A 21103-nucleotide genomic window follows, 5' to 3' on the forward strand; every position below is an offset into this window, starting at 1 on the left:
CATTCGACGATTTTTTAGTCGGCGCTTATCCTTGTTCTGGCCTCCATAACGAATGTAGGACTGCTGCGCGGCATGCCAAGGCGGTCGGACCCTCTGGCCGACATCCCCACCCTCACGCCGCCAGCACCGCCTCGTCCAGGCCGCGGATGATCTTGGCCAGTTCGACGCATTCGTCATGCCGGACCTTGTTGCGTCGCCAGGCGAGGCAGATCGTACGCTGCGGCATCGGCTCCTGGAACGGCACGATCTTCAAATCGCGCATGGCGCTGGCCGGCCCTGCCGCCATTTCCGGAATAAGCGTGACGCCGAGCCCGTGCGCCACCATCTGCAGCAGCGTCGTCAGGCTGGTCGCGCCATAGCTCGCCATTGCCACCGGCCGCACGCTGCCGCAGACGGCAAGCGCCTGTTCACGCAGGCAGTGGCCTTCCTCCAGCAGCATTAGCCTTTCCAATGCCGGGCTTTCCGGCGGCACCGGCGGCGAGGCGAAGGCGGGATCGCCGGCCGGCACGGCAAGGAAGAACCGGTCGGAGAAAAGCGGCTCGGTGATCAGTCCGGGCTGATCGAGGGGAAGGGCCGCAATGAAGGCGTCGAGCTTTCCCAGGGCGGTGTCCTCGACCAGCGAGGCGGTCACCGCTTCACGCAATTCGAGCTGCAAGGCCGGGAAATGCCGTTTTAGTTCCGGCAGCACATGCGGCAGCAGATAGGGCGCCACCGTCGGGATGATGCCGAGCCGGAAGCGCCCTTCCATGGCGGGGCGGCCGCGCCGGGCCGTGGTCTCGATCTCGCGGATGTCGGCAAGAATGCGCTCGATACGTGGCAGCATGGCCAGTGCCTCGTCGGTCATCCGCACCGATTTGCCGCCGCGCTCGAAGAGCCGGCAATTCAGCCGCAACTCCATTTCTGCAATCTGCGACGACAGCGCCGGCTGGCTGACGCCGGCCAGTTTCGCGGCACGGCCGAAATGCAGCGTCTGCGCCAGTGCCTCGAAATATTGCATCTGCCGGACGGTGAGACCTATCATAAGCAAAACCTATCGCAACAAACAGGAAAGGCAATTTGTTTTTATCGGCAAGGCGGCCTAGTCTGGAACCATTCCAGAATGGCGTGGCTCAGGGCCCGTCCGGAAAATCAACAATCCCGGAAATCAACAAATCCCGGAAATCAACAAGTCGGAGAGAACGATGGACGCAAAGACCGATGACACCAGCGCCGGCAAATGCCCGGTCGCGCATGGGTCGGCCGGCAGGACCAACCGTGACTGGTGGCCAAACCAGCTTGACCTTGCCGTTCTCCACCAGCAGTCGAGCGTCTCGGACCCGATGGGCGAGGACTTCGACTACGCCAAGGAGTTCAAGAGCCTCGATCTCGATGCGGTGATCAAGGACCTGCACCAGGTGATGACCGATTCGCAGGATTGGTGGCCGGCCGATTTCGGCCATTACGGCCCGCTCTTCATCCGCATGGCCTGGCACAGCGCCGGCACCTATCGCATCGGCGATGGCCGTGGCGGCGCCGGCGCCGGCCAGCAGCGTTTCGCGCCGCTCAACAGCTGGCCGGACAACGCCAATCTCGACAAGGCACGCCGGCTGCTGTGGCCGATCAAGCAGAAATACGGCAGGAAGATCTCCTGGGCCGACCTGTTGATCCTCACCGGCAACGTCGCGCTGGAATCGATGGGCTTCAAGACGTTCGGCTTCGCTGGCGGGCGCGCCGATGTCTGGGAGCCCGAGCAGGACGTGGATTGGGGGTCGGAAACCAAGTGGCTCGGCGACGAGCGTTATTCCGGCGACCGCGAACTTCGGGGCCATCTCGGCGCCGTGCAGATGGGGCTGATCTACGTCAACCCGGAAGGGCCGAATGGCAAGCCCGATCCGTTGGCCTCGGCACGCGACATCCGTGAAACCTTCGCACGCATGGCCATGAACGACGAGGAAACCGTGGCGCTCATCGCCGGCGGTCACACCTTCGGCAAGACCCACGGCGCCGGCGATGCATCGCTGGTGGGGGCGGAGCCGGAAGGCGCCGGCATCGAGGCGCAGGGCCTCGGCTGGTCGAGCAAGCATGCCACCGGCATTGCAGGCGACGCCATCACCTCGGGCCTCGAGGTGACCTGGACCACGACGCCGACCAAGTGGAGCAACAACTTCTTCGATAATCTGTTCAACTACGAATGGGAACTGACCAAGAGCCCGGCCGGCGCCCATCAGTGGACGCCGAAGGGCGGCGCCGGTGCAGGCTCCGTGCCGGACGCGCACAATCCGTCGAAGCGCCGCGCGCCGGCGATGCTGACCACCGACCTCGCCCTGCGGGTCGACCCGGCCTATGAGAAGATCTCGCGGCGTTTCCATGAGAATCCGGATCACTTCGCCGATGCCTTCGCTCGCGCCTGGTTCAAGCTGACCCATCGCGACATGGGTCCGGTTGTCCGCTATCTCGGCCCGCTCGTGCCGAAGGAAGAGCTGATCTGGCAGGACCCTGTCCCGGCCATCGATCACGAACTGATCAGCGAGCAGGACATCGCCTCGCTGAAGGCGAAGATCCTGGCCTCTGGCCTGTCTGTTTCCGAACTGGTCTCGACCGCCTGGGCCTCGGCCTCGACTTTCCGCGGCTCCGACAAGCGCGGCGGCGCCAACGGCGCACGCATCCGCCTGGCGCCGCAGAAGGACTGGGACGTCAATCAGCCGACCGAACTGTCGAAGGTGCTTGCGCAGCTCGAAGGCGTCCAGAGCGAGTTCAACGCCGGGCAGACAGGCGACAAGAAGGTCTCGCTTGCCGACCTGATCGTTCTCGGCGGCGTCGCCGCGGTCGAGAAGGCAGCGAAGGACGGCGGCCATGACGTGGAGGTGCCTTTCACGCCAGGCCGCATGGACGCCTCGCAGGAACAGACGGATGTCCAGTCCTTCGCCGCGCTCGAGCCAAAAGTCGATGGCTTCCGCAATTATGTCCGGGGCAAGCAGCCGATGTCGGTCGAAGCGATGCTGGTCGATCGGGCGCAGCTGCTGACCTTGACGGCGCCGGAGATGACGGTGCTCGTCGGCGGGTTGCGGGTGCTCGGCGCCAACACCGGCAAGTCGAAGCACGGGGTGTTCACCGACAGGCCGGGCACGTTGACCAACGATTTCTTCGTCAACCTGCTCAGCATGGACACGGTCTGGGATCCGGCCGCCGGCTCCGATGAAGTCTACGAAGCGCGCGACCGCAAGACCAAGGCGGTCAAGTGGACCGGCACCCGCGCAGATCTGATCTTCGGCTCGCACGCGCAGTTGCGTGCGCTTGCCGAGGTCTACGGGTCGGCGGACGCCGGGCAGAAGTTCGTTAGGGATTTCGTCGCTGCCTGGACCAAGGTGATGAACGCCGACCGCTTCGATCTTGCCCGATCCTGAGGCGGCAAGTGATTCTCTAACAAAAAAGCGCGGGCCTTGACCCGCGCCTTTTTGTATTGAAGCCTTGGAAAATCAGTCCTTCTCGAAGATACGGGTCTTGGCGACCACGCCGGCGATGGCGCCGCCGATCAGCGGTGCGACGATGAACAGCCAGAGCTGGCCGATCGCCGCACTTCCCGAAAACAGCGCCGGGCCGATCGAGCGGGCCGGATTGAGCGACGTGCCGGTCACCGGAATGATGGCAAAATGCAGTCCCGCCAGCGTCAGGCCGATGACGAGGCCGGCAAAGGCCGTCGCGTGGCTGCCGCTGGTGACGCCGAGGATGACCGTGACAAAGGTGAAGGTTCCGATCAGTTCCCACAGGAGCGCCGAGCTGACACCCCACTTCGTCGCATCCCAGCCGTTGGCGCCGAAGCCGCCGGTATGGCCGCCGACCTGCCCGGAGACGATGATCCACAGCGCCAGCGACGCAATGATGGCGCCGATGACCTGCGCGATCCAGTAGGGGATGACGTCCTTAGCCTCCATTCGGCCGGCGAGGAACACGCCGAGCGTCACCGCCGGGTTGAGATGTGCACCCGAGATCGGGCCGATCGCATAAGCCGCCGCGATCAGGCCGATGCCGAATGCCAGACCGATGCCTTCCTGGCCGAGCGGCAGCGCGCCGCCGAAGCCGCCGAAGCCGTGCCGATGAACACCAGTAGAAATGTGCCTAGAACTTCCGCCAGATAAGTCTTCATTGCCCTCTCCTTGTAATTTCCCGCCGATCCGCTTGCAGTTCTTGGCGAATCACGCAGCGGAAGACTATCGCAACTTCAAAAGTTTGAAAGCATAGCAATGCGAGGGTCGCTGATATCAAGAAAGCTGCGTTTGATCTGGCGTTCTCACGGGGAGAGGGTCAGGGTGAGGGGGCAGCGCAAACCCGAAGCGAGCGCCCTCTGCCCGCAAGACTCTCCCCGCTTGTGCGCGCCGGTCGCGCGCTTTAGAGCAGGACCCCGGAATTGATTTGCTGAGTAACGGAATAACAAGATGCGACTGGGCGGACGGCTGGCAGCAGCCATCGAAGTGCTGGAGGATATCGGCCGGCGGCACCGGCCGGTCGCCGATGCGCTGAAGGATTGGGGCCTGTCGCACCGCTTCGCAGGCGGCGGCGATCGCGCCGCGATCGGCAACATCGTCTATGACGCGCTGCGGCGAAAGCGCTCGGCCGGCTGGCTGTTGGGCGAAGATACGCCGCGCGCCATCGGTTTTGGCGCGCTGCTGCTCGAATGGAACCAGACGGCGCAGTCGTTGAACGAAGCGCTCGACGGTGACAAGTTTGCGCCGCCGCTGTTGAACGACGATGAACTGAAGGCCATCGCTGACCGCCAGGTAAACGATGCGCCGCCGGCGGTGCGCGCCGATATTCCGGATTGGTGCGAACCGTTGTTCGAGCAGGCCTTCGGTGCCAGCTGGGTCGATGAAGGTGCGGCGCTGGCGACCCGCCCGCCGCTCGACCTCAGGGTCAACACGCTGAAGGCCGATCGCAACAAGGTGCTCGCCGAACTGGCCGAGACCGGCGCCAAGGCTGCACGAATTGCGCCGCACGGCATCCGCATCCCGCCGATCGCGGGCGACGGCAGGCACCCGAACGTGCAGGCCGAACCGGCCTTCCAGAAAGGCTGGTTCGAGGTTCAGGACGAAGGCTCGCAGATTGCCGCCACGCTGGCTGGCGCCGAGGCCGGGATGCAGGTTCTCGACTTTTGCGCCGGAGCCGGCGGCAAGACGCTGGCCTTGTCGGCGGCGATGGACAATCGCGGCCAGGTGTTTGCCCATGATTCCGAAAAAGCGCGGCTGGCGCCGATTTTCGACCGCATCCGCCGCTCGGAAAACCGCAACGTCCAAATCGTCACCAAGCCGACGGAGCTAAGGCCTCTCGCGGGCCACATCGACATCGTCGTGGTCGACGCGCCCTGCACCGGCAGCGGCACTTGGCGGCGCCGGCCCGATGCAAAATGGCGGCTGACGCAGAAGCAGCTTGATGCGCGCAAGGGCGAGCAATCGGCGATCCTCGATGTCGCCAAAACCTTCGTCAAACCGGGCGGGTTGCTGGTCTATATCACCTGCTCGGTGTTCGACGAGGAGAATGGCGAGCAGGTCGCTGCCTTCAGGGATCATAACAGCGGCTTTGTCCCGGTCGATCACCGCCAGCTCTGGGACAGCCGCTTTCCGGGCCACGAGGCGGCAGCGCGTATCGGCGCAGGCGGCATTTCGCTGTCGCCGGCGTTGAGCGGTACCGATGGGTTTTATGTCTGCGCACTGCGCAAGGGTGGCTGAACCTTGCCGGCGGGCTGATTGCTGCAGTGCAGCAATAGCGATTGCCTGCCGCTCATACCTCTGCAATAAGCTTTTCTGACAGGAGCGTGACAAGCTATGGCAGCAGAGATCGTACCCGCCCCCAATTATGAGGATCGTGTCAGGACGTCCTTCGCGCGCCAGAACGCCATGATGACGATCGGCGCCGAGCTGACGTTGGTGACGCCGGGCATCATCGAGATCGAGATGCCCTATTCGGCGGCGCTGACTCAGCAGCATGGCTTCCTCCATGCCGGCGTCATTTCGACGGCGCTGGACTCGGCCTGCGGCTATGCCGCGTTCTCGCTGATGCCGGAAAGCTCCAGTGTGCTGACCATCGAGTTCAAGGTCAATCTGCTGGCGCCGGGCCGGGGCGAGCGTTTTCTGTTCCGCGGCTCGGTGACCAAGCCCGGCCGCACCATCATCGTTGCCGACGGCCAGGCCTATGCCTTCGCCGTCGACGGCGAGGCCAAGCTGATCGCCACCATGACTGGAACGATGATGACGGTGGTCGGTCGCGATGGCATCGAAGGCTGATCCGATGCACAAGGCCGTCAGAATTGCCGGCAGGGACGTCCTTTTCGTGATGGCGGCGCAGGCCGAATACGGGCCGCATCTGCAGCGGCTGTTCACGCCTGTCATGACAGGGGTGGGGCCGGTCGAAGCGGGTGTCAGGCTGGGCGCGGAACTGTCATGGCTCAAATCTGAAAAGGCGCTGCCGGATCTCGTCGTCTCGCTCGGTTCGGCCGGCAGCCGGACACTGGAACAAACGGAAATCTACCAGGCCGTTTCGGTCGCCTACCGCGACATCGACGCCTCGCCATTGGGCTTCGAGAAGGGCGCGACGCCGTTTCTCGACCTGCCGGTGACGGTGCCGCTGCCGTTCAGGATTCCAGGCATAGGCGAGGCGACGCTGTCGACGGGCGCGGCGATCATCTCCGGCAGCGCCTATGATGCGATTGGCGAGGACATGGTCGATATGGAGACCTTCGCCTGCCTGCGTGCCTGCCAATTGTTCGGCGTGCCGCTCGTCGGCCTGCGCGGCATTTCCGACGGGGCTGCCGATCTCAGGCATGTCGGGGACTGGAAGGAGTATCTCCATGTCATCGACGAGAAGCTGGCGGATGCGGTGACGCGGCTGGAACAGGCGATCGGCTCCGATGCGCTGCAGTTTGGACCATCGCATGACGCGGAAACGGAGTGAGGGAGACGCCTTCGCAACCCATTGCGCCGACTCGTTTCTTTCTCTAAACGCTCGCCATGAAGATAGCCAATCGTCCCGACACCGTCTTGCCCGACACCGTCCTGATTGTCGATTTCGGCAGCCAGTTCACGCAGCTCATCGCCAGGCGCATCCGCGAGGCCGGCGTCTTTTCCGAGATCGTGCCGTTCCAGTCGGCCGAAGCGGCGTTCATGCGCATCAATCCGAAGGCGGTGATCCTCTCCGGCGGCCCGGCCTCGACCGGCGACATCGGCAGCCCGCGCGCGCCGCAGATTGTCTTCGACGCCGGCGTGCCGGTGCTCGGCATCTGCTATGGCCAGATGGCCATGTGCGTGCAGATGGGCGGCGTCGCCGAAAGCTCCGACCATCGCGAATTCGGCCGTGCCTTCGTCGAGATCCAGAAGGACAGCCCGCTGTTCGAGGGCCTGTGGGCGCCCGGCCAGCGCCACCAGGTGTGGATGAGCCATGGCGACCGGGTCATCTCGCTGCCCAAGGGATTCGAGGTGTTCGGCAAATCGGAAGGCTCGCCCTTCGCCATCTTCGGCAATGTCGAGCGCAAGATGTACGGCATCATGTTCCACCCCGAAGTGGTGCACACGCCGGACGGCGCCCGGCTGCTGCAAAACTTCGTCCACAAGATCGCCGGGATCGAAGGCGACTGGACGATGCGCGCCTACCGCGAGCACGCGGTCGAGACGATCCGCAAGCAGGTCGGCAAGGGCAAGGTCATCTGCGCTCTTTCGGGCGGCGTCGATTCCTCGGTCGCAGCACTCCTGATCCACGAGGCGGTCGGCGACCAGCTCACCTGCATCCTTGTCGACCACGGGCTGATGCGCAAGGACGAGGCATCAGGCGTGGTCGAGATGTTTCGCCAGCACTACAATCTGCCGCTCATCCTGGTCGACGCCTCGGACCGCTTTATCGGCGCGCTCGAGGGCGAGTCGGATCCGGAAAAGAAGCGCAAGACCATTGGCCGGCTGTTCATCGAGGTGTTCGAGGAAGAGGCCGAGAAACTCGGCGGCGCCGATTTCCTGGCGCAGGGCACGCTCTATCCCGACGTCATCGAAAGCGTCTCCTTCACCGGCGGCCCGTCGGTGACGATCAAGTCGCACCACAATGTCGGCGGCCTGCCCGAGCGCATGAACATGCAACTGGTCGAGCCGCTGCGCGAACTGTTCAAGGACGAGGTCAGGGTGCTCGGCAAGGAGCTCGGCCTGCCCGACAGCTTCGTCGGCCGGCACCCGTTTCCCGGACCCGGTCTTGCCATCCGCTGCCCGGGCGGCATCACCCGCGAAAAGCTGGAGATCCTGCGCGAGGCCGATGCCATCTATCTCGACGAGATCCGCAAGGCCGGCCTCTATGACGCCATCTGGCAGGCCTTCGCCGTGCTGCTGCCGGTGCAGACCGTCGGCGTCATGGGCGACGGCCGCACCTATGAATTCGTCTGCGCGCTGCGCGCCGTCACCTCGGTCGACGGCATGACGGCGGATTTCTACCACTACGACATGGCGTTCCTGGGCGCCGCCGCCACCCGCATCATCAACGAGGTGCGCGGCATCAACCGCGTCGTCTACGACGTGACGAGCAAGCCGCCGGGCACAATCGAGTGGGAATAAAGCTCGGTCGTTCGCCAGCATTCGATGGCTATCGACGCCATACACGTAACTAGCTGACTTGTAATCATTTTTCCCCTCGTCTCCTATCGCTAACTATCGCCCGCAAGCGGAATCATTTGGCGGTAGACCTGACGGCATCCCTTTCCTCATCATTCTCGCTCGAAGCTAATACCGTCACCACCTTACTTCCTAGCGCGTTAGGCAGTATTTAGGTAAGCTGTTGAATTTCAAACGAAATTATCATACCTTGACGGTAAAATCGATGACGGTAAAATCTGGCGCTGGATATGTGGCCACGCGCTCGGATTGCCCTCGCCATGCTCACCGACATTGCACTTAAGAAGCTGAAACCAAAAGACAAAATATACAAGGTCGCTGATCGTGACGGTATGTACGCCACGGTGTCCACGGCCGGGCAGATCTCGTTCCGATACGACTACCGAATGAATGGAAGGCGAGAGACAGTCACGCTGGGCCGCTATGGTGAGGGTGGCATCTCGCTAGCAGAGGCGCGCGATCGCTGCATAGCCGCCAGAAAAATGGTGGCAGCCGGACAATCGCCGGCGCATGAAAAGCAGCGTGAAAAGCGGCGCCTGTCTGCAATGGCCACCTTCGGCGATGCCGGCCTGGCCTGGTTTAAGGAGGCCAAGATGGCGGATAGCACGCGCTCAATGCGCAAGGCCATCTTCGATCGAGACATCTTGCCGATCTGGGACAAAAGGCTCCTCACAGAAGTAACAGCTGACGATTTGCGGGCGCTCTGCGCAAAGGTGCGCGACCGTGGCGCGCCGGCAACAGCCATTCATGTCCGGGATATTGTTAAGCAGATCTATGGCCATGCCATTCTGCACGGCGAGAAGATTGCCAATCCAGCGGACGAGGTAGGACCGGCTTCGATTGCCACGTTCGAGGCAAAAGACCGAGCATTGTCCCCCGCAGAAATCCGAATCATGTTGAATGAGTTGGAAAATGTGCCAACGTTGCCGACGATACGGCTCGGCCTAAAGCTGATACTGCTCACGATGGTGCGGAAGGGTGAGCTGCTGGACGCGACGTGGGACGAGATCGATTTTGAGAACGCTGTTTGGAGCATTCCCAAAGAGCGAATGAAACGGAAAAAGCCGCATAACGTCTACCTGTCCCGCCAATCCTTCGATATCCTGATTGCACTCAAGACGTGCGCAGCGAACTCCCGATACGTGCTCCCATCTCGCTATGACGCCGACGAACCCATGTCGCGCGCCACCTTCAATCGGGTTACCATGGCCATTGTCGACCGCGCAAAAAGACGAGAATTGCCGCTTGCGCCCTTCACAGTGCACGACCTACGGCGGACCGGCTCGACACTCCTAAACGAGATCGGATTCAATCGCGACTGGATCGAAAAATGCCTTGCCCACGAGGACAGCCGCACTTCGCGCGGCGTCTATAACAAGGCTGAATACGAGCCGCAGCGTCGTCATATGCTGCAGGAATGGGCTGACATGGTTGAGGCCTGGGGGGCGGGCAAGAAGCACACGGCCGTACTCCAGCCGGCCGCCGGGGCGATCATCCTCGATCCGATTTGACAGGCCTCGTCTTCCGCGACCGCACGTCTGGACCTAGGGCGATGTCGATAGTGCCGGCAGACGACGCGTTTCGCTTTGCCCGAACCCAGGCCTCGACCTCAGCTAAATCCCAAACAACACAGCGGGGCGTCAGATTGAAGCGTCGTGGGAACTCGCCACGTTGCTCCATTTCATAAATGGTCGTGTCCGATAAGGGGACGATTTCTCGCAGCTGCGACCGACGAACAGTTCGCACGACGCGACGCGACCCGAAGTGTGGCAGAACCGGAAACGGGCCAGGCTGCTCAATTTTAGATTTATTCACCTCTGAAGACTGCTGCGGTTTGACCATTTCGTACCCGGGAGGATTACCTTGCTGGCCAATCATCGCGCAACTTTCCGAGGTCGCGTACAGCCATCAATTGCGACCACCTATCCTCGCTCGCGCACCAGGAAAACCCGAAGCCGCTCCATTACAGGCAGTGTCAGGACGCACTGGGAACTTTTCTCAATGTTTGCCGGTCATTGAAACCTAGGAGTGTACACGTGACGTGAAGTGAAGTGGTTGCCGAAGCTTCCACTTGTCGGAAAACACCGCCACATCGTCGGGTCGATCAATAGAAGCACGAAAGCGCTACACGACGGATGAAGCGGCCAAGCTCGGAGCTTTTGACGGAATGATCTTTCTGAAGGCAAAGGGATGGGGCAACGCCAACGCCTAAGCGACCGGCGCCGGGCACCGAATGAACGTGTCCGTCTTATCTCGTAGAAACAGGCCCTCTACATGGTGGCCAGATCCTTCCACGAGGCTTCGCGCGGCCAGTGGAAGCTCTCGACGGGACCGGCGAGTGTCATCGAGCGCAATCGAGGTGTCCGTCTCAGGCGAGTCTATCCGAACGACGTTGTTCTTACCTACAAGGAGGTAAGTCTGGCCGAGGGCGTTCTTGGACTGAGCACGTGCTGCAGCGTTGAAACCTCATGAAGACCCACTCTTTCGCCCCGCCTGAGCGAGCCTTCTCGTCAACCGTAAAAGTCGACTCGCCGGTGCCGATGCTGAGCACCCGAATGTTCTCGCGTGGAATATCGTAACAGGCCAAGGCATCGACGACGGCATTCATCACCGGATTGTTCGCCCAGATCCCCCCGTCGATCATATGTAGCACATCGTCATCGACAGCGGGATAGTAAGACGGCGCTGCCGTCGTGTGCAGGGCGACATGGGCGAACTTCTTGTGTCGATCCTTCTGATAGTCCGGATGATGGGGCGTCTTGTATAGGAATGGCTCGCCATGCAAGCCCTCGAACCTCGGTATCACCAGGCGCTTTGTCGAGGCATCCAGGACTTTGTCGACAAAAATCTTGAGAAGCTCGTCTTTCAGAACGGACTGATCATGCTTAGGCTTGAAGATCCAACGCGCGAGCTTGGCCAACTTCCTCACGCCGGTGCTGATAGGAAAGATTCGTTCGCCGCGTTCGACATAGATGTTCAACGCTTGCTGTGCCGTCATCCGTGCGCCAATGCCAATGCGATTATCCCGCCTGTGGAGGTGCCCGCGATCATATCGAAATGATCGGCAATCGACGCTCCGCCGAGAAACCGTTTCTCGATCTCCGCCAGATAGGCAGCCGGGAAGACGCCGCGAATGCCACCTCCGTCAATCGAAAGGATGCGGAACAGCCGGCCTTTCTGCCATGGCAGCTTGATGCGGGTATGCTGTATCGTTCCGTCGGACCGGCGTGGCGGTGAATAGTTCATTGTATCCTATCCTCTATTGAGGGGATGCGTCGTTGTCCGGCGTGCCGGCCCCCACCTGTCCATTTGCCGGTCATCAGCCAGAGTTCGTAGCAGGCTAGCCAATCCAGCGCCCAGGGCGCTGTTGTTTCCGCGATCCGCATGGACGCATTCCACTCATTGTTCTCGGGGTCGAATAGACAAAGGGTCGGGTCATCCGAGGGGGGGATAGACGTGGGGAAGTTGGCCTTCCTCGTTACATCTTCGCCGGCGCCACCGAGTTCGGGGCGGCATGGAAGAAGACCTCGCGCGAGGGACGCGACTACCACTCCGTCAAGCTCGACGATCCTAGCTTCCCCGCTCCGATCTACGCGAGCCTGGTCGAGACCGATACAGAGGGCGACTTCTCGCTCATCTGGTCCCGCCGCACCGCAGAGTGATCCGACTTAACACGAAGCCCCGCCGCGAGGTGGGGCTTCGCCATGTTTAAGTCGGCAATCGCTCAAAGATCGCTCCGGCTAGACCATGCGATGGCTCAAGGCGGTCGCGTCATCCGATTCGTCTTGATCCAACTGAGAAATGAACTCGTTGTATCTGACGTCTGCCCAGCGGCAGCGTAGCGGTCAAGTTCGAGCGTGAACACAATCAGGAAATGACGGCTCAGTTCGTTGACGGATCCGAAGCTGATACCGGGGAGGTCATTTGCCAGTGTCGGCCAAGTGCCATGAAGCACCCGGGATCGAGCGGTAACGATCGAGGCCACGAACTGCTTCACGGTCAAATGTGACCCCGGTAAGAGGTCGCTACCAGATAGGTTAAAGAATGCTTCAAATCCCTCGATCAGTCGGCTGTTGCTCTGTTTTGTGCTTTCTGCACCCAATAGTACTTCCATAGCCGTCTCAAGCTTTGCGACCCGAACCGTGTCGAGTGTCTCTGCCAAAGCCTCGTGATACCAGTAGGCCGCTTCGCACCAGGCTTCGTCGAGTCGCGGTGTTGTCCCGGTCCCAGAGAGGTATGCCGAAAGCCTGCGCCCTATAGATTGCAGTCCTGCATCGTGCTGCTGGAGAAACACGTTCAGCCCTTGAATGTCTATGGCCCGACCAGGCTGGCTGTTTTGGGCTGAGGGACCGGAAGCCACGCCGTCGGTGGCCCAAACGTCAGAGCGCCAAACTGGTGTTGCACGGGCTGTAAGCCTGTGTGCGCGATGAAACTCGTTGCTCGCGAGCAGAATCTGCAGACCACCCAACGCAATATCTACGGCCAGGTCGGCCGCCAGCACGGACTGGCCCGCTTCACGTCCGGTCACCTCAACTTCGGCAATCCAGTCACCATATCTCTCGCGCAGCTGCCGGAACAGGGCCTCAAAATAAAAGCCGCCAGACTTCGGATCAAGCCGCGCCGGACGTCGCCTAAACCAAGCCCACACCTTGCCAAGCAACTGCCGCCATCGCGGCTTGGGGACGGGCCAGACGTCCTGCTTGGAAACCCCATAGGCCTCGGGATCAAAGGCGCTCGCGTGGAAGAAAATGATAGGTCCGATCCGAAAAGAGCCAAGCGGCCACGGCGAGAGAGCACATGGCACCAGATGCTTTCGGGTGAAGCCATGAACTTCGAACCACAGCTCAATCGCTCTTTGAAAATCTTGGACATCCTGTTGCGAGCAAACCCCGCCGGCAAACGCAAAACGTGAAACGATCTCTTTGGCAACAGCAGCATTGAGGACGGAAGCGCTGACACTTCTCTTACGTTCAGCAGAACTCTCCCGAAAAAGCTGAGAGATGTCCGAAATTGCTCGCGCACCATCGCGTGTGAAGCCAGTCGCCTGAAGCTGCATGAAGTTGACAGAGCTGAAAAACAGATTGTTGTTCAGCGTCCATTCAAACGGATTCGTCCCCTTTTCAAAGTCGAACTCGTCGAAACGCTTTGCTTCAAGACCATCGAGCGCGCGGCGCAATGGAGGCTCAAGTTGCAGCTGCATGCTTTGCGCGCCTTCCAATTGTTCTCAACCCAGAAAGGCCAAGGCGTCGCCATCAAACTCGGGGACATCGAGGTGCAGATTAAGAAGGCCGTCCCGCGATCACTATGACGCATCGTCGATCTGGTTTGATCAGGCAACTCCGGCCGGGGCCACTATAGCTTGCGCGGATTCTTTGGCGAAGACCGCAAAGGTGCCCCGGTAGTCAAGGCAGCTGCACGCGTCTCTCGCTTTTGTTTTGCTGCGGGTTCAGGCGCGCGCGCCGCCTTGCGCCCGAGGCCGGATGACTTCGCAAGTGCCGAACGAGCGGCAGCATAATTCGGTGCTACCATCGGATAGTCAGCCGGCAAGTTCCATTTCTGGCGGTATTCCGCGGGGCTCAGATTGTAGTGAACTCCGATATGGCGCTTCAGGGACTTGAACTTTTTTCCGTCTTCCAGGCAGATGATAAAATCTGGCGTCACCGACTTCTTGATCGATACTGCCGGTTCCTGCTTGACCACAGGTTCCGTCGCCAGCGTGCCGATCCCTCTCAGTGCGGCATGAATATCGCCGATCAGCTTCGGTAACTCGCCGACCGGCACTGGATTGTTCGACACATAGGCGGCGACAATGTCGGCCGTTATCGACACGGTATCCAATTGGCCATCTTGTTCGAGAGCAGTGGTCATCTAATTTCGTCTTATTGTATCGGACGAATTGAGCGACGTTTGATTTCCCCGTCCCGCCAACGATGCAAGTAGTACGTTTCTTTTTAAAAACCAAATCTCTTGCCGATCGTTGTAAGAGTAAGCTTCGCTTTCATCGTTCTGATCGACTGGGATAACCTTGTCGATCGGATGGAAAGCGAGGAACTTCCCCTCGCTTCCCCGCCATTGCCAGCTGTGCAGAGCAGGGCCGCAGGCTCGCAAAGCGGCCGACTGCAGCAACAGTGGCCATCAATTTCCATCCGCTCCCCTCGACCGTGCAACCCGGCTCCGCGCGCCGGCATTGGCCCCCATCACTCCCGCGCGCTCACGTGCCCCCGGAAGGCATGCCGAGGGACATGCCTTCGGTATTGACGGAAAAGGAGTGAGCATAATGAACATGACCACCATCATCGACGGCGAGAGCAACACCCAGCGGCAGGCATTGTCGACTTCGCCCTGAAGGATGCCTTCGCCACCGGCTCAAGCTGGGGTGGTCTGGCGAAAAGGCCGCGACCCATCCAGCCCCGCCTCGGACCCGAAAATCTCCCCCTCAGCGGCCTTCCCTCAAGCTGTCGACCTTCCTCGCGGATGGCCAGCTTGCGTGGCCGGTCGCTGAAACCAGAGGCATTAGCGAGGCAGTGTTCTACGCTCGCTTGAAGAAGGGCATGACCCCGGATGACGTGGTCTATACGCCAGTGATGCCCCGAGGTTGGCCCCTCCATCGTCGCTAGGTCTGCCAGCGTTTGCCGTCCCAAGGTGACGACGAAGTGCGCCACATCTTTGCCGTCGGGGCAGATGCCGGCGACCACTCTGGAGTTCGCAATGCGCCTTATAGCGGCCGTAGAGATCGGCTTCGCAGCTTCCTGAAAAGCAGACCTTGCCGGCGATCAGGCTGGCCGTGGTTGCGCCTATTGCCGACTTCGCAACGCCCTAGAGAGGGGTCGGTTGCCAACGCGAAGCCGACATTAAAATGCGGCCGGCTAGGCTTGGCAGAAAACTCAGAACTGCCTCATGCTTACCGGCCTCGCTCGCGAGTTTGATCAGGTGTTGTGATCTTCAGTACTTCCGCGACAACTTTCTTGCATGCCTTTCTTGACGGGTCTAAAGAGACTAGCGGGGTTTGGGGCAAATGGAAAACGGATATTCTAAATTCCGTATTGCGCGTTTCGCGGTCGGGTTAGTCGCTAGTACAATCGGATTTACTTTGCTCGCAGCTTTGATGAGCGACGCTACAGGGAGCAATGAAATTGTCGGCCGAGCGACCGCAATTGATGGCGATACCATAGAAATCCGCGACGAGCGGATCCGCTTCAACGGTATCGACGCTCCTGAATCCGCTCAGGTATGTGAAGACAGGAACGGCAGTGCTTACAGATGCGGCGCTATTTCCGCGAAAGCACTCGCAGATTTCCTTTCTGCGTCGCGACCGACGACCTGCCAGTTTGTCGAACGCGACCGTTACGGACGCTTCGTCGGCAATTGTTTCCGCGCCGACGGTGCTTCCGTCCAGGAATGCATGGTGGCAAGCGGCTGGGCACTTGATTGGCCACGCTACAGCGGAGGCGTTTACGCCAGCCTTCAGGATGTCGCCCGCAAGGAGGGCCGCGGCATCAGGCAGGGACATTTCGACTTCCGTGGGACTGGAGAGCACGGCCACAGCCTCCCAAGGAATTGCTTCGGCTGCCGAAAGAGGCGGAGGGTCCCGCTGCGCGATCGAGGGAACATCAGTTCCAGGGGCGAGCGCATCTATCACGTGCCCGGGCAGGAGCACTACAGGCGGACGAAGATTTCGGCATCGACGGGGGAACGCTGGTTCTGCTCGCCCGAGGAAGCAAAGGCGGCGGGATGGCGGCCCGCGCGCAGGTAGGGACGCTCCTGACAAAGGGCTGACATGAATCGATAAGGCAAGACGAGCAACAGGCGAAATGGCAGCGATCAGAAAGTTTGACCAACTCTATAAGCTACGCAACCGCATCATGTCGGACGGCAGCGGGCTCAAGCTCTCGGCCGACATCTTTCCCAGCATAGACGTCGACAGCGTCGCGGGGGATCTGGATCTCGCCGAGAGGGGCGCGGAGCGCGGCGGCAACAACCAGCCCATGACGGCAGCTAAGGGCAGGGATGAGGTGGAGCTCGAGATCATCGAGAAGGTCGAAAGCCAGGCCAAGGCCGCGCACCAGATCCTTATCGATCAGTTGAGCCTGTACAAGAGCAGGATCGCCAGCCTGAACTTCGACGAGTACATCCAGGAAATCGATATAGCTGCCACGACAGGGCTCACGAACTTCACAAGCCGAGCCGTTACGGCCGCCAACGAACTCCATGCGAAAAGGCGCTATCTCAAGGAGGCGGAAGACTACCTGATCGACTTCAGAGCAAAACACCGCCTGAAGAGGCCCGCCTGGCTACCGGGACCTGGTGTCAATTTCTTCAAATGGATGCTGATTGCATTCTTGTTTGCGATCGAGGCGATAGCGAACGGTATGTTCCTTATGGGCGGCAGCGACGCGGGATTTGTCGGCGGCATTGCCGAGGCGGTCGCCTTCTCGGCCGTCAATATCGGCTTTGCCGTCCTAGCGGCGCGGAAAGGGGTGCCGTGGATCGTTCACCGGAACCTTTTCGGGAAATTGATGGGGCTTCTCTCGCTCATTGCCTATCTTGCAATCGCCGTAGTGGTGAACCTCGCACTTGCCCACTATCGGGAAATCAGCGAGGGGCTGTTCGAAGGCGGCAGCCAGATCGTGATGCAGCGGCTGTCGGAGGCTCCGCTGGCTCTCGGAGACATCAAATCCTGGCTCCTGTTTTGCCTCGGTTTCCTTTTCTCGGTCATCGCGTTCGGCGATGCGCTGACTATGGACGACGTTTATCCGGGATACGGAAGGGCCGCACGGGAGGCGGACGAACGCCGTAACGACTACATCGACACCAAGGACGAACTCATCGGGGAACTCATCAAGATCCGCGACGGATTCAATGACGCTGTGAAGGGCATCCTCGACGGGCTCGGAATACGCAAGAGGGAATATGGAGCGATCCTCGCCCATCGCACTTCCCTGCTCGAACTGTTCAGAACCCAGCAGGACCATCTCGACCGCGCCTGCAACCTGCTTCTGGCCAGGTACCATGACGCGAACACCAGGGCCCGGACCACGAAACCGCCGCGCCATTTCCAGACGGCCTACAAACTGGAAAAGATAAAGCCCGTCATCGAGCGAGACGGCGAGCGCAGTTCCGAATTCCTCGACAAGCTGCTCGAGGAGGCGAGGGAGAAGCTGAACGGCCACATCCGGCAGGTCGGCAAGGAATGCGACGAACACATCAACAAGTTCAGGAAGCTCGACAACCTGTTCCCGGAGAGTGGTGCCAATGAACAGGCGGCGTAGTTCGAGGAGAAGGCGCAACGGCATTGGCGCAGGACGCATAGCAGCTATCACATTGGTGGGCGCAGCTACCGCAGCAATGCTGGCGGCGTTCGGTTGGCTCTATTTCAAGTCGGCCACAGCCGTCGCACTCGATGAGAAAACGCACTGCCCCGTGACCGGAGCAAAAAGCATGACCGCCGTCCTGTTCGACACGACGGATCCGCTTCCGCCTGTGACGCTTGCCGACTTGGAAAACAAGTTCACGAAGCTCGTCCAGGGGATCGAGCCGAGCGGCTACCTGTGGATCGGGACCATTTCGGGTACTCCCTCGGACGTCGAGCAGCTTTATGCGGGATGCAACCCGGGTGACGCCAGCAGCGTCGACTGGAAAACCGAAAACCCGAAGAAACGCCAGAAGCTCTGGGAGGAGACTTACCGCGAGCCCCTGGACAAGGTTTTTGGCAAGATCGAGAACGGCACCGGGGCTGAGATGTCGCCTATCATGGCTGGAATCCAGAAGGTGAAGCTGGCTGTGTTCGACACGGTGCCGACGGATCCCGAAACGGACGCGCCCAAGCACCTCTTCATCGCCTCCGACATGATCGAGAACACGAAGGACTACTCCCAGTATTCCTCGGGCGTTTCTTACGAGACCTACAGGGAAAGCGATGCAAACGAGAAATATTGGACGAACCTTGAGGGCATTGAGATGTCGATCCTTTACGTCAACAGGCCGGACAAGTCTTTTGACGGGCCGAACCACGGGAACTTTTGGGCGGAATGGGTCCAGTCGAACAACGGCAGGTTCGGTGGAATGGAAAGGCTGGAGGGGCTTTGATGGCAACATACGCAACTGCGAAGAGGATTATCGACTCTCCTTATCTTCCTGTCGCCATATTCGCAGGGATGACGTTCGCGGGATGCCTTTACATCTGGCTCACCAAGATGTCCGGCGTGGGCATATGGCTGGCGATTACCGTGCCGATCATGGTCATGTTCGCATATCTCGGGCTGTCGATCATCGTCGGCCACCTCAGGATCCATGACGAACAGGTCGGCGACAATCTCTACTACATGGGCTTCCTGTTCACGCTGACGAGCCTCGGCGTATCGCTCTACTTGTTCTCAGCCGACGGCGAGATGAACGAGGTCGTGCGGAACTTCGGCGTCGCAATCACATCCACGATCACAGGCATTACCCTGCGCATCTGCTACAACCAGGCGCGGCGTGATCCCGCCGATGTCGAGCGTGCCGCCAGACACGAGTTGGCGGGCATGTCGAGGCGCGTCAGGGCGGAAATGGAAAACGTCACCCTCGAGTTCTCCGAATTCCGCCGCATCTGCAACCAGATGCTGACGGAGGGTTACGGCGAGATCGTCAAGCAGGCCCAGCTGAACGGCGAACAGGTGAGGCAGTCATTCGAGAAGATGTCTTCCGAGGCCATCAAGCCCGTTAAGGAAACTTCGGAGCGGCTTGCTGACGCGCTCGACGTTTCCTTTGGCCGCATTGAGGATCGGTTCACGGGCGTGCTCGACAAGGTGTCGTCTGTCGCCACGCTCCTCGACAAGGCGAACACCTCGTTTGGCGACGCGGTCGGGCGCTTCGGGACGCAGGCGGACAGCGTTGCCGGGAAACTGGAGAAACTCGTCATCCCGGACACGGTGCTGAGGGAAGAGATCGTCCCCGTCGTGAACCTGCTCGCTGCCTCCGTCGGCAAGCATGCCGAGAAGACAGAAGCCCTGGTAAAGGTGCAGGAAACGAAGATCAGCGAACTTGCGGAAGCGGTCGGGAAGTTTATCGAAGCGTCGGATTCCCAACGCGCGACCATGGTGAAGATTCTTGACAAGACTGAAGAGCGGGAAAAAGCGATCACCAGCCTGGCGGATAGGCTTGAACGGAAGCTAGAGAGCCGGTTCGAAAGCCTTCCGGCAGTCCAAAGAGATGGCACCGCGGATCACGCGATGTCTGTCAGCAGACTGAACGGCTTCGAACTTACCGTATCCGATGTGTCCGTCGAAGTTGGAAACACGGCGGCGAGCGGGGCCGGAACGACAACCCCCGAACTCATGGCCGAAGCCGAACCTGGACCGGCCGGGACGGGTGAAAGGCCTGTAGGCATCCTCGACAGGCTCAAGGGGTGGCGGTCTTGATCGACACCCGCGACACCGCCGTCAATTACGAGAAAAAGGGGTACGGGCGGGGACTCATCCTCGGCCTGACCATGGCGGAGACGATGCTGCTGCTTGTCTTCTGCCTGCTTCTCGTCGCCGGATCGATCATCGCCGACAAGCAGGCGAAGATTGAAATCGCGAAAAGGGAGATCGCCTCACATAAGGAAGAGTTTTCCAGACTAGCGGAAGCCAACACCGATCTGGTTGCCCAGAACGCGATCCTTATGCAGATAACCTCGTCCGACAGGCAGCTTGCCGACGAGGAATGGAAGAAGCTTGTCGCGGCGCAGACGGCGGCCTCAAAGATCGATGAACACATCCCTGTCGAGAAGGCGGCCGAGCTGGCCGAGGTGACTGCCGCCGCACAAGAGAATTCGATCACCAAGGTGGAAGAATTGCAGAAGCTGATCGAGGCCGCCGCCCGGACGGCAGCAGCCGAAGAGAAAGCCGCCCTTCTCGACAGGGAATTGTCTGCACTGCATGCCCGCCTCGCCCAGGAAGGGAATTCGCAGCCGCACGAATGGCCGCCTATCATCTCCTTGAGCGATGTCGACGGTTACTCGTTCGCCATAGGAAGCGCGGAACTCACTTCCGAGTTCAGGGAAAGGCTCCTGAACGAGATACCGAACATCAGGCGCATCGCCGAGGAATACGGTGTCGACATCATCGAGGTGATCGGCCACACCGACGAGCAAAATATGCCGCGGAACTACTCCAACATGGACCGTGACATGAAATCCGTGCTCGACCGACGGGCACCGATCAGCGAGCTGCAGCCTTCGGACAATGCAGGGCTGGGCCTCGCCCGTGCGCTGTCGGTCGCCGATCTCCTTTTAGGGTCCCCGGAACTCGAGGGCCTCGACGTCCTGCCGATGTCAGGCGGCCAACTGATACTTCTGGGTGACGCGCTCACCGACGGAACGCATGTCGGGGACGACGCCGCCCGCAGGCGCATTGAAATCAGGGTCAGGAAGAAAGTGGTTGAACACGCGGCAGGCTCGCAGGAAGGGGAGGGTTAAGGGCCCTCATCGATGAGGTCCATAACGACACCGTCCGGCAGGGCTCTTACAA

Annotated in this window: 18 protein-coding genes and 2 pseudogenes; 12 read left to right on the forward strand and 8 right to left on the reverse strand. The window is 60.6% G+C overall.

All coding sequences use genetic code 11. The features are described from left to right. Window positions 1–112 precede the first annotated feature (112 nt). Complete coding sequence (locus tag AC0L2Z_RS23120; RefSeq protein ID WP_023800368.1) at window positions 113–1021, reverse strand: hydrogen peroxide-inducible genes activator; 909 nt, start codon at window positions 1019–1021, stop codon at window positions 113–115. A 160-nt stretch (window positions 1022–1181) separates the two neighbouring features. Between AC0L2Z_RS23120 and katG the strand changes: the two genes are divergently transcribed. Next, window positions 1182–3383 carry a catalase/peroxidase HPI gene (gene katG, locus AC0L2Z_RS23125; RefSeq protein WP_287120507.1) on the forward strand — a complete coding sequence of 734 codons (2202 nt, stop codon included), beginning with the start codon at window positions 1182–1184 and terminating at the stop codon, window positions 3381–3383. A 72-nt stretch (window positions 3384–3455) separates the two neighbouring features. On the opposite strand, the pseudogene AC0L2Z_RS23130 reads toward katG, so the two are convergent. After that, window positions 3456–4123, reverse strand: a pseudogene (locus tag AC0L2Z_RS23130) (MIP/aquaporin family protein). A gap of 289 nt (window positions 4124–4412) precedes the next feature. Here AC0L2Z_RS23130 and AC0L2Z_RS23135 point away from each other — a divergent pair. The 5 genes from AC0L2Z_RS23135 (at window position 4413) to AC0L2Z_RS23155 (ending at window position 10123) form a co-directional block, all read left to right on the forward strand. Then, a complete protein-coding gene (locus AC0L2Z_RS23135; RefSeq protein WP_473629394.1) occupies window positions 4413–5699 on the forward strand; it encodes an RsmB/NOP family class I SAM-dependent RNA methyltransferase in 1287 nt (428 codons plus the stop codon). Between the two features lie 96 nt (window positions 5700–5795). After that, window positions 5796–6254: a PaaI family thioesterase gene (locus AC0L2Z_RS23140; protein WP_023800372.1), complete on the forward strand. Its 459-nt coding sequence runs from the start codon at window positions 5796–5798 to the stop codon at window positions 6252–6254. A gap of 4 nt (window positions 6255–6258) precedes the next feature. Then, window positions 6259–6921: a 5'-methylthioadenosine/S-adenosylhomocysteine nucleosidase gene (locus AC0L2Z_RS23145; RefSeq protein WP_473629395.1), complete on the forward strand. Its 663-nt coding sequence runs from the start codon at window positions 6259–6261 to the stop codon at window positions 6919–6921. Between the two features lie 56 nt (window positions 6922–6977). Beyond that, window positions 6978–8555 carry a glutamine-hydrolyzing GMP synthase gene (gene guaA, locus AC0L2Z_RS23150; RefSeq protein WP_473629396.1) on the forward strand — a complete coding sequence of 526 codons (1578 nt, stop codon included), beginning with the start codon at window positions 6978–6980 and terminating at the stop codon, window positions 8553–8555. 317 nt (window positions 8556–8872) lie between these two features. Continuing rightward, window positions 8873–10123 carry a tyrosine-type recombinase/integrase gene (locus AC0L2Z_RS23155; RefSeq protein ID WP_473629397.1) on the forward strand — a complete coding sequence of 417 codons (1251 nt, stop codon included), beginning with the start codon at window positions 8873–8875 and terminating at the stop codon, window positions 10121–10123. On the opposite strand, the gene AC0L2Z_RS23160 is transcribed toward AC0L2Z_RS23155, so the two are convergent. The 4 genes from AC0L2Z_RS23160 to AC0L2Z_RS23175 all read right to left on the reverse strand — a co-directional run bounded on the left by AC0L2Z_RS23160 (window position 10104) and on the right by AC0L2Z_RS23175 (window position 11998). Beyond that, window positions 10104–10490: a helix-turn-helix transcriptional regulator gene (locus AC0L2Z_RS23160; RefSeq protein WP_473629398.1), complete on the reverse strand. Its 387-nt coding sequence runs from the start codon at window positions 10488–10490 to the stop codon at window positions 10104–10106. The two genes, AC0L2Z_RS23155 and AC0L2Z_RS23160, sit on opposite strands and share 20 nt — an antisense overlap. A 520-nt stretch (window positions 10491–11010) precedes the next feature. Beyond that, complete coding sequence (locus AC0L2Z_RS23165; protein WP_473629399.1) at window positions 11011–11610, reverse strand: patatin-like phospholipase family protein; 600 nt, start codon at window positions 11608–11610, stop codon at window positions 11011–11013. Further along, window positions 11607–11858 carry a patatin-like phospholipase family protein gene (locus AC0L2Z_RS23170; protein ID WP_473629400.1) on the reverse strand — a complete coding sequence of 84 codons (252 nt, stop codon included), beginning with the start codon at window positions 11856–11858 and terminating at the stop codon, window positions 11607–11609. The genes AC0L2Z_RS23165 and AC0L2Z_RS23170 overlap by 4 nt, the downstream gene beginning before the upstream one ends. Continuing rightward, window positions 11855–11998 (reverse strand): type II CBASS E2 protein, encoded by a 144-nt coding sequence (locus AC0L2Z_RS23175; protein WP_473629401.1) that lies wholly within the window; start codon window positions 11996–11998, stop codon window positions 11855–11857. The genes AC0L2Z_RS23170 and AC0L2Z_RS23175 overlap by 4 nt, the downstream gene beginning before the upstream one ends. A gap of 51 nt (window positions 11999–12049) precedes the next feature. Here AC0L2Z_RS23175 and AC0L2Z_RS23180 point away from each other — a divergent pair. Further along, a pseudogene (locus AC0L2Z_RS23180) lies at window positions 12050–12274 on the forward strand (DUF736 domain-containing protein); the annotation flags it as partial. Window positions 12275–12369: 95 nt separating this feature from the next. Here AC0L2Z_RS23180 and AC0L2Z_RS23185 read toward each other — a convergent pair. Together AC0L2Z_RS23185 and AC0L2Z_RS23190 are read right to left on the reverse strand one after the other, a co-directional pair. After that, window positions 12370–13812, reverse strand: coding sequence for a hypothetical protein (locus AC0L2Z_RS23185; protein WP_473629402.1), 1443 nt, complete (start codon window positions 13810–13812; stop codon window positions 12370–12372). A 152-nt stretch (window positions 13813–13964) separates the two neighbouring features. Continuing rightward, a complete protein-coding gene (locus AC0L2Z_RS23190) occupies window positions 13965–14480 on the reverse strand; it encodes a Ros/MucR family transcriptional regulator (RefSeq protein ID WP_473629403.1) in 516 nt (171 codons plus the stop codon). A 1147-nt stretch (window positions 14481–15627) separates the two neighbouring features. On the opposite strand from AC0L2Z_RS23190, the gene AC0L2Z_RS23195 reads away from it, so the two are divergent. The 5 genes from AC0L2Z_RS23195 to AC0L2Z_RS23215 all read left to right on the forward strand — a co-directional run bounded on the left by AC0L2Z_RS23195 (window position 15628) and on the right by AC0L2Z_RS23215 (window position 21051). Beyond that, the gene (locus tag AC0L2Z_RS23195; RefSeq protein WP_473629404.1) at window positions 15628–16365 is read left to right on the forward strand and encodes a thermonuclease family protein; all 738 of its coding nucleotides are present in this window, start codon (window positions 15628–15630) and stop codon (window positions 16363–16365) included. A 58-nt stretch (window positions 16366–16423) separates the two neighbouring features. Beyond that, complete coding sequence (locus AC0L2Z_RS23200; protein WP_473629405.1) at window positions 16424–17881, forward strand: hypothetical protein; 1458 nt, start codon at window positions 16424–16426, stop codon at window positions 17879–17881. Window positions 17882–18050: 169 nt separating this feature from the next. Next, the gene (locus AC0L2Z_RS23205) at window positions 18051–18698 is read left to right on the forward strand and encodes a hypothetical protein (RefSeq protein WP_473629406.1); all 648 of its coding nucleotides are present in this window, start codon (window positions 18051–18053) and stop codon (window positions 18696–18698) included. After that, window positions 18641–20011 carry a hypothetical protein gene (locus tag AC0L2Z_RS23210; protein WP_473629407.1) on the forward strand — a complete coding sequence of 457 codons (1371 nt, stop codon included), beginning with the start codon at window positions 18641–18643 and terminating at the stop codon, window positions 20009–20011. The genes AC0L2Z_RS23205 and AC0L2Z_RS23210 overlap by 58 nt, the downstream gene beginning before the upstream one ends. After that, the gene (locus AC0L2Z_RS23215) at window positions 20008–21051 is read left to right on the forward strand and encodes an OmpA family protein (protein WP_473629408.1); all 1044 of its coding nucleotides are present in this window, start codon (window positions 20008–20010) and stop codon (window positions 21049–21051) included. The genes AC0L2Z_RS23210 and AC0L2Z_RS23215 overlap by 4 nt, the downstream gene beginning before the upstream one ends. The last annotated feature ends 52 nt before the right edge of the window (window positions 21052–21103 follow it).

The sequence above is a fragment of the Mesorhizobium sp. WSM4850 genome (genome assembly GCF_055811735.1).

What these genes read in the sequence shown, in the direction of transcription:
- AC0L2Z_RS23120 (WP_023800368.1), bottom strand. Translation starts at nt 1,021, where the DNA reads ATGATAGGTCTCACCGTCCGGCAGATGCAATATTTCGAGGCACTGGCG.
- katG (WP_287120507.1), top strand. Translation starts at nt 1,182, where the DNA reads ATGGACGCAAAGACCGATGACACCAGCGCCGGCAAATGCCCGGTCGCG.
- AC0L2Z_RS23135 (WP_473629394.1), top strand. Translation starts at nt 4,413, where the DNA reads ATGCGACTGGGCGGACGGCTGGCAGCAGCCATCGAAGTGCTGGAGGAT.
- AC0L2Z_RS23140 (WP_023800372.1), top strand. Translation starts at nt 5,796, where the DNA reads ATGGCAGCAGAGATCGTACCCGCCCCCAATTATGAGGATCGTGTCAGG.
- AC0L2Z_RS23145 (WP_473629395.1), top strand. Translation starts at nt 6,259, where the DNA reads ATGCACAAGGCCGTCAGAATTGCCGGCAGGGACGTCCTTTTCGTGATG.
- guaA (WP_473629396.1), top strand. Translation starts at nt 6,978, where the DNA reads ATGAAGATAGCCAATCGTCCCGACACCGTCTTGCCCGACACCGTCCTG.
- AC0L2Z_RS23155 (WP_473629397.1), top strand. Translation starts at nt 8,873, where the DNA reads ATGCTCACCGACATTGCACTTAAGAAGCTGAAACCAAAAGACAAAATA.
- AC0L2Z_RS23160 (WP_473629398.1), bottom strand. Translation starts at nt 10,490, where the DNA reads ATGATTGGCCAGCAAGGTAATCCTCCCGGGTACGAAATGGTCAAACCG.
- AC0L2Z_RS23165 (WP_473629399.1), bottom strand. Translation starts at nt 11,610, where the DNA reads ATGACGGCACAGCAAGCGTTGAACATCTATGTCGAACGCGGCGAACGA.
- AC0L2Z_RS23170 (WP_473629400.1), bottom strand. Translation starts at nt 11,858, where the DNA reads ATGAACTATTCACCGCCACGCCGGTCCGACGGAACGATACAGCATACC.
- AC0L2Z_RS23175 (WP_473629401.1), bottom strand. Translation starts at nt 11,998, where the DNA reads ATGCGGATCGCGGAAACAACAGCGCCCTGGGCGCTGGATTGGCTAGCC.
- AC0L2Z_RS23185 (WP_473629402.1), bottom strand. Translation starts at nt 13,812, where the DNA reads ATGCAGCTGCAACTTGAGCCTCCATTGCGCCGCGCGCTCGATGGTCTT.
- AC0L2Z_RS23190 (WP_473629403.1), bottom strand. Translation starts at nt 14,480, where the DNA reads ATGACCACTGCTCTCGAACAAGATGGCCAATTGGATACCGTGTCGATA.
- AC0L2Z_RS23195 (WP_473629404.1), top strand. Translation starts at nt 15,628, where the DNA reads ATGGAAAACGGATATTCTAAATTCCGTATTGCGCGTTTCGCGGTCGGG.
- AC0L2Z_RS23200 (WP_473629405.1), top strand. Translation starts at nt 16,424, where the DNA reads ATGGCAGCGATCAGAAAGTTTGACCAACTCTATAAGCTACGCAACCGC.
- AC0L2Z_RS23205 (WP_473629406.1), top strand. Translation starts at nt 18,051, where the DNA reads ATGACCGCCGTCCTGTTCGACACGACGGATCCGCTTCCGCCTGTGACG.
- AC0L2Z_RS23210 (WP_473629407.1), top strand. Translation starts at nt 18,641, where the DNA reads ATGGGTCCAGTCGAACAACGGCAGGTTCGGTGGAATGGAAAGGCTGGA.